Here is a 13,014-nt window from a genome sequence, read left to right on the forward strand (position 1 = left end):
TGAAAAAATTACATATCTAAGTACTTTCTTAGATAGGCAGCTCTATCTTTTAGTTCTTCTAAATAAAAATCATCTTCATGTTGAGTGATAACATTGTAACCGTACCTGCGAAATGTTTGAATGATTTCATTTATCTCTTCTGAAACAATTTTAAGAGTAACTTCAACACTATTTATATTTTCAGAAGAAATGTATGCGCCTAATAGCTTGCCATTACTAGCTTCAACTATTTGTGCTACTTGACTCATAGAATAATCTGTTTTATTCTTATCAATAATCAAAGTGTCACTTTCGTTGTGTAAAAAAGGGCTGTTTGCAAAAGCATCTAAAATATCACTTAATTCATAATAGCCTACATAATGCAGGTTCTTATCAAGAACAGGAATTAAATTCGAATCATTATCAGCAAACAAAGCAATTAAATCGAGTAAAGTAGCATTTTCATTTGTGTAAAAATGATCTAATAAGTATGAATACTCTCTAAGTGTACGATTTTTATTTTCTATAGTCTGAATGTCACTTTCAGGCAAACAACCTATCAGTCTGTTGTTTTCAACAACAGGAATATGGGTTATAGGCAAATCATTACACAGACTTTGAGCACTTTTTACAGTGCTATTTAGTGAGAGTGCTTTAATTTCTTTTAATATAAAATCGTTGATTTTCATTACTACGAATATAGTTTAAAATGTTGGAATGCGTTACCTTTGTAGCCTAATTTTATAGCATGACAAAGTTAAGTGTTAATATTAATAAAATAGCTACACTTCGTAATTCTAGAGGTGGAAACGTACCTAATTTACTAAAAGTAGCAGCCGATATACAAGATTTTGGGGCAGAAGGAATCACAATTCACCCAAGACCAGATGAACGTCATATTCGTTATCAAGACGCTTATGATTTAAAATCAATTGTAACAACTGAATATAATATTGAGGGAAATCCAATTGATAAGTTTAAGCAAATGGTGTTAGAAATTAAGCCAACGCAAGTAACATTGGTTCCTGATAGTGTAGATCAACTTACGTCTAATGCTGGTTGGGATACTATAACACATCAATCGTATTTAAAAGATGTGATTGCTGAGTTTAAAGAAGCAGGAATTAGAACATCAATTTTTATTGATACCGATTTAAAATTAATTGAAGCTGCTGCAAAAACAGGAGCAGATAGAGTTGAGTTGTATACTGAAGAATTTGCAACGCAGTACGAAAAAGGAAATAAAGAAGCTGTAAAAGTGTACGCAGAAGCAGCTATATTGGCAAATGAAGTAGGGCTAGGAGTTAATGCAGGTCATGATTTAAGTTTAGATAATATTCAATTTTTTAAACAAAATATTCCTCATTTGGCTGAAGTGTCTATTGGACATGCATTAATTTCAGAAAGTTTGTATTTAGGTCTAGAAAATGTAGTGAATATGTATTTACATCGTTTGCAATAACTATGGAAGTATTACACTCAAAAATAATTGGAGAAGGACAGCCGTTGCTTATTTTGCATGGATATTTTGGTATGGGTGATAATTGGAAATCACATGCTAATAAATTTGCAGAAGACGGTTTTGAAGTGCATTTAATAGATCAACGAAATCATGGAAGGAGCTTCCATGCAGATGCTTTTGACTATGAATTGTTAGTTGGTGATTTGTACAATTATATTCAACATCATAATCTAGAAAAAGTAGATTTGTTAGGACATTCTATGGGAGGAAAAACAGTAATGCTGTTTGCAACCGAATATCCTGAGTTAGTAAATAAACTAATTGTGGCAGATATTTCGCCAAGAATGTATCCGCCACATCATCACGAGATTTTAGCAGCTCTAAACTCTGTAGATTTTTCAGTACAAACCTCGCGTAAGTTGGTAGACGAAAAGCTAGAAGAGTTAATTCCAGAAAAAGGAATTCGTCAATTTTTAGCCAAAAATGTTTACAGAAAAACAAAAGACGAATTAGCATTTCGTTTTAACTTAAAATCGTTAACAGAAAATAATAGTGAGGTAGGTGTAGCGTTGCCTTCTTTTACGGTTTTTGAAGGAGATACGTTGTTTTTACGTGGAGCAAATTCAGGATATATTTCAAAAGAAGATGAGCCGTTAATTCAAGCACACTTTCCAAAAGCAGTAATAAAAACTGTAGCCAATGCTGGGCACTGGCTACATGCTGAAAATCCAAAGGATTTTTATAAAGAAGCTATAACTTTTCTAAAATAAAAAGCGAGGAGGAATTTGTTAATCCCTAGTCCCTCGCTTAAAATACTCGCCCCCCGGCGAAAAACAAAAAATGTATTAAGGGAAATCACTGTTTATTTCATTAATCAAGCTATTTATATTGCTATCTATAGCTTGTTGGTCTTTCATATAGCTGTGGAAAACAACTACAATAGCTTTTTCAATAGTTAAATTTTTTCTTTTACCAGAATATACTTTTTGTATAGTTTCTAAAGAAAAATTATGACCATTCTTGCTTAAGTAGTTTTTTACCTTTTCACGGTATTTAGGTGGTTTTATTTTTTCTAATTCTTTTCGTTGTATAGCAGTTATCATAAAAACTCAAATTGTTTTTTAGAAGTTGATAGCACTTTTTAATTTATATTTGTACGTATCCTGTACTTATTACGAAGTAAAAATACAAACAAAAATCTAAATACGAAAACAAAATTAAATAAAATTTAGAAAAAAGTTATTTTTCAATGAGCGATTTTGTAGATGAAACTTATAAGAGAGTAGAAGAAATAATTAACTATAAAAGGTTAAATATTAGGTCTTTTGAGGAGATTATTGATGTGTCTAATAATTCTATTGGAACAGCAATAAGAAGAAAATCGTCATTTAAAAGTAATGTGTTAAACAAAATTCTACATTCTTTTCCAGAAATAAATCCAACTTGGTTGCTTACGGGTAAAGAGGAAATGTTTCTTAATAATATAGATAAAGCTAATGAACCTGCATCTAAATATAACTTGCTAGATATAAAAAGCAAGGTAAAAGATAATCTAATACACTTGTTATTAGAAGATAAAGAAGTAAAAGAGGCGATAGCAACTCAGGTTTCAGAAGTCTTAAGGAAATAAAAACTTAACGGTTACTTTAAAAGTTAATCTTCATTTTCAGTTAAACTTTCCAAAGCATAATACAATCTATTTTGCGCGTTGTCTTGCGAACCAAAGATAGAACGATATACTTCACCATCAGGAGTTAACAATATCCATTGTGGTGTTCCTTCTGAGTTAAAAAAATCATACATTTTATGATTGTTGTCGATATAAATAGGAAAAGGGAGTTCGTTTATAGTAAAAATACTTAGAATATCATCTTTGGTAACATTGTTACTCCTAAAATTACTATGAATACCAATAACTTCAATATCCTTGTAGGTTTGTTTAAATTTATAAGCTAATGGGATAGCTCTTCCTGTACAACCTAAACAAGCATTGTTGTAAAATAACAATAATAGAATTTTGTTAGCATACTTTTCAAGTAAATCAACTTCATTTTGATTAAAGTCGGTAACTTTTATTGAGGTTACAATTTTGCTAGTATCCATTTTAGGTTTTTAATTGAAGTTTTAGCAAAGTTATTTAAAAAGAAGAAGCTTTTAATTCTCTACAAGCTAAAAACATTCTTTAGCTTGTAGAGTTAAGTTTGTTACTGTAGGTTTTTGCCTAGTGTGTATACTTTATTTAACCACAAATTTCTTTGTTCTATGGTTGAATCTTTTATTACTGATAGGAAAGTGGTTTTAACAGGTTTAATACCACAAAACTCCAATGTTCCTTTTTTAAACTGTCTAATAGCAGGTCTTTTCATAAAAAGATAATCATACCAACTAGGTGTGTCCGAAGTTATAATGAGTCGAGAGGTTTTACCTTTTAAAAGCTTTTCAGGAAAAGGTTTTCCTTCAACAGGCTGAAAAGTAATTCCTGGTAAAAAAGCTCTGTCAATAAATCCTTTCATTATTGCAGGGTAGCCTGCCCACCAAATAGGAAAAACCCAAACAATATGATCAGCTTTTTTAATTTTAGTCAAAGATGCTAATAAATCTGGTTCAAGTTCAGTTCTTTTTCGGTAACCATATTTGAGAGTTGGGTTAAAGTTTAAATCAGCAATAGTAATTTCTTCAATTGTAGCGTTGGTTTCCAAAACACCTTTTTTGTAAGAAGCGGCTAGTGCATGGTTAAAACTTTCTTTATCAGGATGTCCGTTTATTAATAAAATGTTCTTCATAATATAGTTAAGATTATGAAGCAAAGTACGGGTGGTTTTAGAAGTCTAAAAAGGACAATTGTCTAATAAAAAACCGATTTTCTAATTCGGCTCAAATGTCGTTGTGTAATTCCTAAATAAGAAGCAAGATATTGCAGTGGTATGGTTTGTAAATAGCTAGGGTGTGTTTCTAGTAGTTTTTTATAACGGTTTTCAGCGCTTTCATTTTGTAACACAAAAATTCTGTTTTCAAGGTTTATATATTCTTGCTCAGCAAATGTTTTAAAAAGACGTAACCAATTAGTACTTGAATTTTCTAGAGCAACAAATTGCTCTTTGGAGATGCTGTATAGTTCAGCATCGGTTAACGCTTGAATGTTCTCGTTAGTTTTTGTTTGAGAGATGAACGATGAATATGCAGTAACAAACGAATTTTCTGATAACAAACAATAGGTAGCTTCTTTTTCGTCAGACGAATGATAAAAGGATCTAAAAATACCTGAAGCTATAAAAGCAACTTCTTTACAAGTGTTTCCTTCTTGAATAAAAAAATCTCCCTTCTTAAGTTTTTTATACCTAACTAAATTTACAAAGTTGTCTATTTCTTCTTTAGTAAGAATGTTATATGAGGCTAAGTGTTTTTTGAGCATTTTATATGGGTTAATAAGTAGCTTAATTATTTTTTACAGCAGAAATTATGATGAAAATAGGTCTTCTCATTTCATCTTTCATTTCTGGGTATTTTTCCAAAACTAGCTCAGAAGGTTTCGGTTCAGAAATTTCTTGAATATCAAAACCCGATTTAATTACTGTATTAATTATAGTTTCTAAGGTTCGGTGATATTTAATTACTTCATGTCCTAGAAAATTAGTTTTTCTTTCTCCTTCGTCTTGATAGTTGTCTAAAGGCCAATGCAATCGATTTTCATTTTCATCTAAAAACCAATTTTGTTCTGGCTTACATGTAAATGAAGGGTGTTCCATAGAAAATATAAGACTACCTCCTTTTTTTAGAGTTTTATTTATTTTGTTAAAAACAGGTTTTAAATCTTTTAAATAGTGGAATGCAAGTGAACTAATTACAATATCGAATTCTTCTGATTTAAAGTTAATGTCTTCTATGGCTGTTTGTATATAATTAATTGCCAGTTTTTTTGAATTTTCTATAGCTCTATCTATCATTTTTTTCGATAAATCAACTCCAGTTACATTTTTGGCACCTTGCTGTTTGGCATAAATACAATGCCACCCATACCCACAACCAAGATCAAGTACATTTTTATTTAGAAAATCAGGTAGCATTTTTTGTAAAACACTCCATTCTCCAGCGGAGTTTAGGCCGTCAATTGAACGAGGCATTTTGCCATAACTCTCAAAAAAATCATTATCATCATATTTATTCTGTTTCATCTTAAGGGTGTTTTTTGTGTAAACTTTAGTAGTTAACAAAAGTAGTTACTTAATAAAAAGAGTCAAACAAAAGTTTTTAAACCTGCCAAAACAGCAGGTTTCTGTTTTTGGTATGGTTGTGGTGAAGTATATGAGGTGTTACGAATTAATAGTTTCAGTGAAAAAGAGTAAATTTATAATTCATAACCAATTAAATAAAAAAGAAAAATGAAAACATTTTTAAAAGTATTATTAACTGCATTGGCAGTAATTGTTTTGGCAAATATTTTACCAGGAGTAACTGTAGCAAGTTATACAACCGCAGTAATTGTAGCGGTAGTAATTGCTTTGTTAAACTTATTTGTGCGTCCGTTACTAGTGTTTTTTACATTGCCAGCAACCATCGTAACATTAGGGTTATTCTTATTTGTAATTAATGCAGTAATTATATTATTGGCAGATAAACTAGTGTCAGGATTTGCAGTTAGCGGATTTTTTACAGCGCTCTTGTTCAGTGTATTGCTGTCAATTTTCAGATCATTAATGTTTTCGCTATTAAAAGAAGGAGACGAATAAGTAACCTAAAACATTAAAAACTAGAAAATAAGGGAGCTAAAAAAGATAATATTCTTATAGCTAAAAGTCTTGGTTATCAATAAATAAAGTAGTAATTTTGCACCCGATTTTTTAAGAAACAGATTTTTAAGATGAATATAACAAAAGAAAACGTAGATGCATTAAATGCAGTTGTAAAAGTTGATATTGTTGCAGAAGATTATCAAGATAAAGTAACAAAAGTATTAAACGATTACCGTAAATCAGCGAACATTCCTGGATTTAGAAAAGGTCATGTACCAATGGGAATGGTAAAGAAGCAATACGGAAAATCAGTAATGATTGATGAGGTAAACAAGCTTTTACAAGAGTCGTTAAATAAATTCTTAGTTGAAGAGAAGTTAGATATCTTAGGTAACCCATTACCAAGAGTTCAAGAAGATTTCAATTGGGATGCTGATAAATTCTCTTTTGAGTTCGAATTAGGATTAGCTCCTGAGTTCGATGTAAACTTAAAGCCAAAAAACAAAGTAACTCAATATAACATTGTTGCTACTGACGAGTTAATCGAAAAAGAAGTTGAAAACATTCAATCTCGTTACGGTAAAATGTCTGCTAAAGACGAAGCTACAGAAGAGACTAACGTTACTGGTACTTTCGTAAACGAAGAGAAAGAAATCAACAAAAAATCTACAATTTCTGTAAAAGATATTAAAGGAAAAACAAACTTAAAAAAGTTTGTAGGTGCTAAAGTTGGAGACGTTTTAGAATTAAAAACTAAAAACTTATTTGAAGACGAGCACAAGTTACAAGGAGCTTTAGGAGTATCTCACGATGAGGTTCACGATTTAGACGTTCCTGTAACATTTACTATTGAAGAAATTACTGAAATAGAGCCAGCAGAATTAGACCAAGAGTTATTTGATAAGTTATTTGCTGACGGAAGTGTAAAAACTGTAACTGAATTAAAAGACAAAATTAAAGAAGACGCAGAAAAGCAATTCCAACAACAAGCAGATCAACAATTGTTAAATGCAATTACTGAGAACTTAGTTGATAATACTAAGTTTGATTTACCAGTTGAGTTCTTACAAAAGTGGTTACAAACTGCTGGAGAAAAAGAGTTAACTGCTGAACAAGCTGTTGAAGAATACAACAAGTCTGAAAAAGGATTACGTTACCAATTAATCGAAGGAAAGATTATGAAGGATAACGATATTAAATTAGACTATGCAGAGTTAGTAGACTATGCAAAAGGATTTATTAGAGCTCAAATGGCTCAGTTTGGAAACATGAATCCAGAAGAAAAAGAATTAGATGATATCGCAGGAAGAATCTTACAAAACCAAGATGAAGCACGTCGTTTACAAGAGCAATTAATTTCTCAAAAATTATTAGCTTTTTATAAAGAAAACATGAGCTTTGACACAAAAGAAGTTTCTTACGAAGATTTCATTAAAGAAGTATACAAGTAACAGTTAATTACTGATGTTATAAATAAAAACCTGAATGTACATTCAGGTTTTTTTAGCCATTAACTGTAACAAAATACTAACGAAATAGTTCTTATATTTACATCTTTATAACCCAAAAACATTTTAAAAATGGATTACGGAAAAGAGTTCGAAAAATACGCAACAAAGCACCACGGAATAAATAGCAGCTATTTAGGAAAAATTACTAGTAGCTTAACTCCATACATTATGGAAGAACGTCAAATGAATATTACTCAAATGGATGTTTTTTCTCGTTTAATGATGGATAGAATTATCTTCTTAGGTACAGGGATTAACGATCAAGTAGCTAATGTAATTCAAGCACAATTATTATTCTTAGAAAGTGTAGATGCTAATAAAGATATATCAATTTACATCAACTCACCAGGAGGTGGAGTATACGCTGGTTTAGGTATTTACGATACCATGCAATTTATTAAGCCAGACGTAGCTACAATTTGTACAGGTATGGCCGCTTCTATGGGAGCCGTGTTAATGTGTGCAGGAGAAAAAGGGAAGCGTTCAGCGTTACCACACTCTCGTATTATGATTCACCAACCATTAGGTGGAGCACAAGGACAAGCCTCTGATATTGAAATTACAGCTCGTGAAATTTTAAAATTAAAAGATGAGTTGTACCAAATAATATCAAAGCACTCAGGTCAAACAGTAGAAAAAGTAAATCAAGATTCTGATAGAGATTATTGGATGAAAGCCGAAGAAGCAAAAGCTTACGGTATGGTAGATGAAATTTTAACTAGAAAATAATAAAACAGCTAATAGCAGTGAGCTGTTGGCAATAAGCTGATAAGATGTCGAAAGAAGAAAATTTACAATGTTCCTTTTGTGGGCGTAAAAAACCAGAAACCGATTTATTAATCGCAGGTTTAGATGCACATATATGTGATAAATGTATAGAGCAAGCTCATGGAATAGTAGAAGAGGAAATAGCTGAAGCTAAAACAAGTGATTTATCAAAAGATCTTACCTTAAAAAAGCCAAGAGAAATTAAAGCTTTTTTAGATGAATATATCATAGGGCAAGATCAAACTAAAAGAGCCATGTCTGTAGCAGTGTACAATCACTATAAAAGATTGTTACAAACTAGAGATGATGAAGATGAGGTAGAGATTGAAAAATCAAACATCGTTTTAGTAGGAGAAACAGGAACAGGAAAAACCTTAGTAGCTCGTACAATTGCAAGAATGCTAAACGTACCATTTTCTATTGTAGATGCTACCGTGTTAACACAAGCAGGTTATGTAGGGGAAGATGTTGAAAGTATCTTAAGTCGTTTGTTACAAGCTGCTGATTACGATGTTGAAAAAGCTGAAAGAGGTATTGTATTTATTGATGAAATAGATAAGATAGCTCGTAAAGGAGATAACCCATCAATTACACGTGATGTTTCTGGTGAGGGAGTGCAACAAGCTTTACTGAAACTATTAGAAGGAGCAGTTGTAAATGTAGCCCCTAAAGGAGGAAGAAAACATCCTGAACAAAAGTTTATTGAAGTAAATACCAAAGATATTTTATTTATTGCCGGAGGAGCTTTTTCTGGAATAGATAGATTTATTAGCAAGCGTTTAAATATGCAAGCGGTTGGTTATAGTGCTTCGGTAGAAGAAGATAAAATAGATCACGATAACTTATTACAATACATTACACCTTTAGATTTAAAATCTTTTGGTTTGATACCAGAAATTATTGGTCGTTTACCAGTATTAAGTTATATGAATCCGTTAGATGAAAAAACACTTAGAGCTATTTTAACAGAGCCTAAAAACTCAATTATAAAACAGTATACTAAGTTGTTTTCAATGGATGATGTTGAGTTTACAATGACCGAAGAGGCATTACAGTTTATTGTTAATAAGGCAGTAGAATACAAGTTAGGAGCACGTGGATTACGTTCGTTATGTGAAGCTATCTTAACAGATGCAATGTTTGATATGCCAAGTTCTGATGAAAAAGAATTTAAGGTAACAAAAGAATATGCAGAGTCGAAATTAACAAAGTCAGCATTAAAGAAATTAAGAGCAGCATCTTAAAAATATTTACTGATAGAAATAAAAAAGCCATCAAATTTTGATGGCTTTTTTATTTTATAAACTAAGGCGTTATTCTGCTTTATGAAGCTTACTATATTGCTGTATCCATTTAGTTATTTCTTCATCTTTAATATCATACTTATACATAAGATCTTCTCTTATCTGCTTTAAGTATTTTTCGTTTAAAACACTTTTTTCATATTCAGAAATAACTAGTTGCTTAAAGCTTTCAGCATACTTTTGTACAGGTTTTTTAACCTCTTTAGGCTCATTTTCTGTAGTTTCAGTTTCTACAATCTTTTTTTCTGCCTGTTCTACAACAATCTCTTCTGTAACCTTGTTGTCAGCAACAACACCATTACTTGTCGCATAAGTGGTTTTTTCGTCTTTATACCATCCTTGAGGAATGTTAGCTAATTGCTCTTCACTAACAATAATAGTTTTAATCTTGTTACCTGTAACATCCATACTTTCTAAGTTAGGACAGTTTGATACGTCTAACGTAGTAAGTTGATTGTAACTAGCATATAAGCTTTGAATATTTGGGTTTTCACCAAGTATTAAAGAGGCTAATTTGTTATAATCGCAACTTATATAGGTTAAGTTATGATTCTTACTAACATCTAAGCGCTCAATTTTGTTTTCACTACAGTTTAAGAAACTTATTGAAGAGCTTTGAGATAAATCAATCTTTTTAATTTCGTTACCAAAACAATCCAAACGTCTTAAATTAGGAAAGCTTTCTAAACCAGTTAAATCTTTAATTTTTGAATAAACATTAGGTAAGTCTTTGTTTGTAACAGGATCATTAACATTTAAGTTAGTAACATATTCTGCATCACTAACTGTAATACTACCGTTTAAACCGTTAGAGTCAATTTTTAAATTGATTAAACATTCCTCTAAACCAATATCAGGAATTCGAATAGTTTCTTGTGAATAAATGTTAAATGCAAAAAGTGTTGCAAAACAAAGGGGGATAATTGTTTTCATCATAAGGGGAATTTTTGCCAAAATTATGTAATTATATGTTTTTAGCAAATTAAATTTGCCAAGAGTTTTATAACAATAAGCTAACTTTTAAAACTAGTAGTATATTTGTTAGCCGTATTTTTATAGTATATGATAACCCAACAAACCATAGATAGAGTTTTTGAGAGCGCTCGAGTAGAGGAAGTGATAGGAGAATTCGTGCAATTAAAAAAGTCGGGAAGTAACTTTAAAGGCTTAAGTCCTTTTACAGACGAACGTACCCCTTCGTTTATGGTATCGCCAGTAAAACAAATCTGGAAAGACTTTAGTACAGGAAAAGGAGGAAATGCAATTTCATTTTTAATGGAACACGAGCATTATACTTATCCTGAAGCGATACGTTGGTTAGCCAAAAAGTATAATATTGAAATAGAAGAAACCGAGCAGTCTGATGAGCAAAAGCAGCAAATGAATGAACGAGAAAGTATGTTTTTGGTTTCAAAATTTGCTAAAGACTACTTTCATGATGTATTAATGAATACACAAAACGGAAGAGCTATTGGTTTATCTTACTTTAAAGAAAGAGGATTTAGAGAAGACACTATTGAAAAGTTCGATTTAGGATATTGTAAAGACGAATGGGATAATTTCACCAAAGCAGCGCTGGCTAAAGGTTATGATTTAAAATACTTAAAATCTACTGGTTTAACAATTGTAAAAGAAGGAGGAGCAGAAGATAGAAAATTCGACCGATTTAAAGGGCGTGTGATGTTTCCTATTCACAGTATGTCTGGACGTATTTTAGGTTTTGGAGGTAGAATACTTACCAACGATAAAAAGGCCGCAAAATACCTGAATTCACCTGAAAGTGACATCTATCATAAGAGTAAAATCCTTTACGGACTTTATCAAGCTAAAAAAGAAATAGCTAAAGAAGACAATTGTTTTTTAGTAGAAGGATATACCGATGTAATTTCGTTTCATCAATCAGGTATTGAGAATGTAGTAGCGTCTTCAGGTACTGCATTAACACCTGATCAAATACGCTTAGTAAACCGATTAACACAAAACATAACCGTACTTTTTGATGGTGATGCAGCAGGAATTAGAGCATCAATTCGAGGAATTGATTTAATTCTTGAGCAAGGAATGAACGTAAGGGTAGTGGCTTTTCCTGAAGGAGAAGATCCTGATAGTTTTGCCAAAGCGCATTCTAATGCTGAATTAAAACAGTATTTAGAAGAGAAGTCACAAGACTTTATAGAGTTTAAAGTTTCTTTATTAATGAAGGAAGCAGCGAACGACCCTGTTAAAAAAGCAGGATTAATTAGAGATATTGTTACGAGTATTTCTAAAATTCCTGATGGTATTCAACGAGAAGTGTATGTGCAAGAATGTGCACGTATTATGGATATTTCTGAAAGAGTACTATTTAGTGAGCTTGCACAGTTACTAAAAAAAGGAGCAGCAGCAACGAGAAAGAGCAGTGTAGGACAAGACCCTAATCAACCACCTCCAGAATATTTTCAAGAGCAAGGACAAGCTTCAATGGAAGCTATAAAAGGAGGAAAAGGGAAGTTGCAACAAAACATCAATCAACTAAATATCCTTGAAAAAGAAGTTATAAGGATATTGTTACTGTATGGTAACGAGATTGTTGATTTTGTAAACTGGGTAGATGCAGTTGACGAAAGAGGACGCCCGTTTTTAGAAAAAGAAGAATATCAAAACACGGTATCAAATGAGTTGTATTTAAACTTACAAGAAGACGAAATAGAGTTTACCAATGAAATATTTAGATTAACTTACTATGAGTTAATTCATCAGTTAAATCAAGATGAAAAAATAAAAGTAGATCATTTGGTAATGCATGAAAATCCTCAAATATCTAGTTTAGTAACTAATATTTTAATGGATGAAGAAAAGTACAATTTAAGCGATTGGGAACGTAAAGAGGTTTTTGTAACAGAGACAGTTAAAATTCTTCCAAAGCTAGTTACCGATGCTATTTTAAACTTGCGTAGAGTTTTAATTGAAGAGAAAATTAAAGAGATTATGCAAGAAAGTCAAGAACAAAAAGCAGTTCCTAATCTAGAAGAAATCAGTAATTATACAGGATTAAAAAAGCGCCTTTTTGAAAAACTAAACCGTGTAATCTAAGGTTTATAAACTGCTAATTATTTAGAATTTTAACATTCTTAACATTTTTTTGTAACTTTACCGGCGAAAAGAACAAGAAATAAAAGAAAAAATGAGAAAGTTGCTACAAATTCTAGAGTTACTTAGGTTGCTAGTTATATTACCTTTTAATATTTCTAACGGGCACAAAAAAAGTGCTTACCAAAGAA

At 31.4% G+C, this 13,014-nt stretch carries 15 protein-coding genes; 8 read left to right on the forward strand and 7 right to left on the reverse strand.

Features of this window, described 5'->3' with window-relative positions; genetic code table 11:
- Positions 1 to 8: 8 nt before the first annotated feature.
- A complete protein-coding gene (locus ACTPNM_RS04380; protein ID WP_440120769.1) occupies positions 9 to 668 on the reverse strand; it encodes a CBS domain-containing protein in 660 nt (219 codons plus the stop codon).
- 59 nt (positions 669 to 727) lie between these two features.
- Between ACTPNM_RS04380 and ACTPNM_RS04385 the strand changes: the two genes are divergently transcribed.
- Together ACTPNM_RS04385 and ACTPNM_RS04390 are read left to right on the forward strand one after the other, a co-directional pair.
- Positions 728 to 1,441 (forward strand): pyridoxine 5'-phosphate synthase, encoded by a 714-nt coding sequence (locus ACTPNM_RS04385; RefSeq protein ID WP_440120770.1) that lies wholly within the window; start codon positions 728 to 730, stop codon positions 1,439 to 1,441.
- Between the two features lie 2 nt (positions 1,442 to 1,443).
- Positions 1,444 to 2,211 carry an alpha/beta fold hydrolase gene (locus tag ACTPNM_RS04390; RefSeq protein WP_440120771.1) on the forward strand — a complete coding sequence of 256 codons (768 nt, stop codon included), beginning with the start codon at positions 1,444 to 1,446 and terminating at the stop codon, positions 2,209 to 2,211.
- A 75-nt stretch (positions 2,212 to 2,286) separates the two neighbouring features.
- On the opposite strand, the gene ACTPNM_RS04395 is transcribed toward ACTPNM_RS04390, so the two are convergent.
- Complete coding sequence (locus tag ACTPNM_RS04395; protein WP_274639097.1) at positions 2,287 to 2,544, reverse strand: hypothetical protein; 258 nt, start codon at positions 2,542 to 2,544, stop codon at positions 2,287 to 2,289.
- Positions 2,545 to 2,690: 146 nt separating this feature from the next.
- Between ACTPNM_RS04395 and ACTPNM_RS04400 the strand changes: the two genes are divergently transcribed.
- Positions 2,691 to 3,071, forward strand: a complete 381-nt coding sequence (locus ACTPNM_RS04400; protein WP_274639098.1) for a hypothetical protein — start codon at positions 2,691 to 2,693, stop codon at positions 3,069 to 3,071.
- A gap of 23 nt (positions 3,072 to 3,094) precedes the next feature.
- On the opposite strand, the gene ACTPNM_RS04405 is transcribed toward ACTPNM_RS04400, so the two are convergent.
- From ACTPNM_RS04405 to ACTPNM_RS04420, 4 genes are all read right to left on the reverse strand, one after another.
- The gene (locus ACTPNM_RS04405; protein ID WP_440120772.1) at positions 3,095 to 3,544 is read right to left on the reverse strand and encodes a TlpA family protein disulfide reductase; all 450 of its coding nucleotides are present in this window, start codon (positions 3,542 to 3,544) and stop codon (positions 3,095 to 3,097) included.
- Positions 3,545 to 3,645: 101 nt separating this feature from the next.
- The gene (locus tag ACTPNM_RS04410; RefSeq protein WP_440120773.1) at positions 3,646 to 4,224 is read right to left on the reverse strand and encodes an NAD(P)H-dependent oxidoreductase; all 579 of its coding nucleotides are present in this window, start codon (positions 4,222 to 4,224) and stop codon (positions 3,646 to 3,648) included.
- A 62-nt stretch (positions 4,225 to 4,286) separates the two neighbouring features.
- Entirely contained in the window at positions 4,287 to 4,853 is a 567-nt protein-coding gene (locus ACTPNM_RS04415; protein WP_440120774.1) for a Crp/Fnr family transcriptional regulator, read from the reverse strand.
- 22 nt (positions 4,854 to 4,875) lie between these two features.
- Positions 4,876 to 5,613 (reverse strand): class I SAM-dependent methyltransferase, encoded by a 738-nt coding sequence (locus tag ACTPNM_RS04420; RefSeq protein ID WP_440120775.1) that lies wholly within the window; start codon positions 5,611 to 5,613, stop codon positions 4,876 to 4,878.
- A gap of 207 nt (positions 5,614 to 5,820) precedes the next feature.
- Here ACTPNM_RS04420 and ACTPNM_RS04425 point away from each other — a divergent pair, with 207 nt between their 5' ends.
- The 4 genes from ACTPNM_RS04425 to clpX all read left to right on the forward strand — a co-directional run bounded on the left by ACTPNM_RS04425 (position 5,821) and on the right by clpX (position 9,694).
- On the forward strand, positions 5,821 to 6,168 hold the full coding sequence (locus ACTPNM_RS04425) for a phage holin family protein (RefSeq protein ID WP_047788622.1): 348 nt from the start codon (positions 5,821 to 5,823) through the stop codon (positions 6,166 to 6,168).
- Positions 6,169 to 6,299: 131 nt separating this feature from the next.
- Positions 6,300 to 7,622 (forward strand): trigger factor, encoded by a 1,323-nt coding sequence (gene tig / locus ACTPNM_RS04430; protein WP_440120776.1) that lies wholly within the window; start codon positions 6,300 to 6,302, stop codon positions 7,620 to 7,622.
- A 129-nt stretch (positions 7,623 to 7,751) separates the two neighbouring features.
- Positions 7,752 to 8,411, forward strand: coding sequence for an ATP-dependent Clp endopeptidase proteolytic subunit ClpP (gene clpP, locus ACTPNM_RS04435; protein WP_440120777.1), 660 nt, complete (start codon positions 7,752 to 7,754; stop codon positions 8,409 to 8,411).
- Positions 8,412 to 8,455: 44 nt separating this feature from the next.
- Positions 8,456 to 9,694 carry an ATP-dependent Clp protease ATP-binding subunit ClpX gene (gene clpX, locus ACTPNM_RS04440; RefSeq protein WP_274639106.1) on the forward strand — a complete coding sequence of 413 codons (1,239 nt, stop codon included), beginning with the start codon at positions 8,456 to 8,458 and terminating at the stop codon, positions 9,692 to 9,694.
- Between the two features lie 69 nt (positions 9,695 to 9,763).
- On the opposite strand, the gene ACTPNM_RS04445 is transcribed toward clpX, so the two are convergent.
- Complete coding sequence (locus tag ACTPNM_RS04445) at positions 9,764 to 10,690, reverse strand: leucine-rich repeat domain-containing protein (RefSeq protein ID WP_440120778.1); 927 nt, start codon at positions 10,688 to 10,690, stop codon at positions 9,764 to 9,766.
- Positions 10,691 to 10,816: 126 nt separating this feature from the next.
- On the opposite strand from ACTPNM_RS04445, the gene dnaG reads away from it, so the two are divergent.
- Positions 10,817 to 12,826, forward strand: coding sequence for a DNA primase (dnaG, locus tag ACTPNM_RS04450; RefSeq protein WP_440120779.1), 2,010 nt, complete (start codon positions 10,817 to 10,819; stop codon positions 12,824 to 12,826).
- Positions 12,827 to 13,014 lie beyond the last annotated feature (188 nt).

It is taken from the genome of Tenacibaculum sp. Ill, assembly GCF_051938915.1.
In the GTDB taxonomy this organism is placed as follows: Bacteria; Bacteroidota; Bacteroidia; order Flavobacteriales; family Flavobacteriaceae; genus Polaribacter; species Polaribacter larymnensis.

Excerpts from the sequence above, each read along its gene's own strand:
- ACTPNM_RS04400 (WP_274639098.1), top strand. The coding sequence starts at position 2,691 with ATGAGCGATTTTGTAGATGAAACTTATAAGAGAGTAGAAGAAATAATT.
- ACTPNM_RS04405 (WP_440120772.1), bottom strand. The coding sequence starts at position 3,544 with ATGGATACTAGCAAAATTGTAACCTCAATAAAAGTTACCGACTTTAAT.
- ACTPNM_RS04395 (WP_274639097.1), bottom strand. The coding sequence starts at position 2,544 with ATGATAACTGCTATACAACGAAAAGAATTAGAAAAAATAAAACCACCT.
- ACTPNM_RS04385 (WP_440120770.1), top strand. The coding sequence starts at position 728 with ATGACAAAGTTAAGTGTTAATATTAATAAAATAGCTACACTTCGTAAT.
- clpX (WP_274639106.1), top strand. The coding sequence starts at position 8,456 with ATGTCGAAAGAAGAAAATTTACAATGTTCCTTTTGTGGGCGTAAAAAA.
- ACTPNM_RS04425 (WP_047788622.1), top strand. The coding sequence starts at position 5,821 with ATGAAAACATTTTTAAAAGTATTATTAACTGCATTGGCAGTAATTGTT.
- ACTPNM_RS04445 (WP_440120778.1), bottom strand. The coding sequence starts at position 10,690 with ATGATGAAAACAATTATCCCCCTTTGTTTTGCAACACTTTTTGCATTT.
- ACTPNM_RS04410 (WP_440120773.1), bottom strand. The coding sequence starts at position 4,224 with ATGAAGAACATTTTATTAATAAACGGACATCCTGATAAAGAAAGTTTT.
- clpP (WP_440120777.1), top strand. The coding sequence starts at position 7,752 with ATGGATTACGGAAAAGAGTTCGAAAAATACGCAACAAAGCACCACGGA.
- tig (WP_440120776.1), top strand. The coding sequence starts at position 6,300 with ATGAATATAACAAAAGAAAACGTAGATGCATTAAATGCAGTTGTAAAA.
- ACTPNM_RS04380 (WP_440120769.1), bottom strand. The coding sequence starts at position 668 with ATGAAAATCAACGATTTTATATTAAAAGAAATTAAAGCACTCTCACTA.
- ACTPNM_RS04390 (WP_440120771.1), top strand. The coding sequence starts at position 1,444 with ATGGAAGTATTACACTCAAAAATAATTGGAGAAGGACAGCCGTTGCTT.
- dnaG (WP_440120779.1), top strand. The coding sequence starts at position 10,817 with ATGATAACCCAACAAACCATAGATAGAGTTTTTGAGAGCGCTCGAGTA.
- ACTPNM_RS04415 (WP_440120774.1), bottom strand. The coding sequence starts at position 4,853 with ATGCTCAAAAAACACTTAGCCTCATATAACATTCTTACTAAAGAAGAA.
- ACTPNM_RS04420 (WP_440120775.1), bottom strand. The coding sequence starts at position 5,613 with ATGAAACAGAATAAATATGATGATAATGATTTTTTTGAGAGTTATGGC.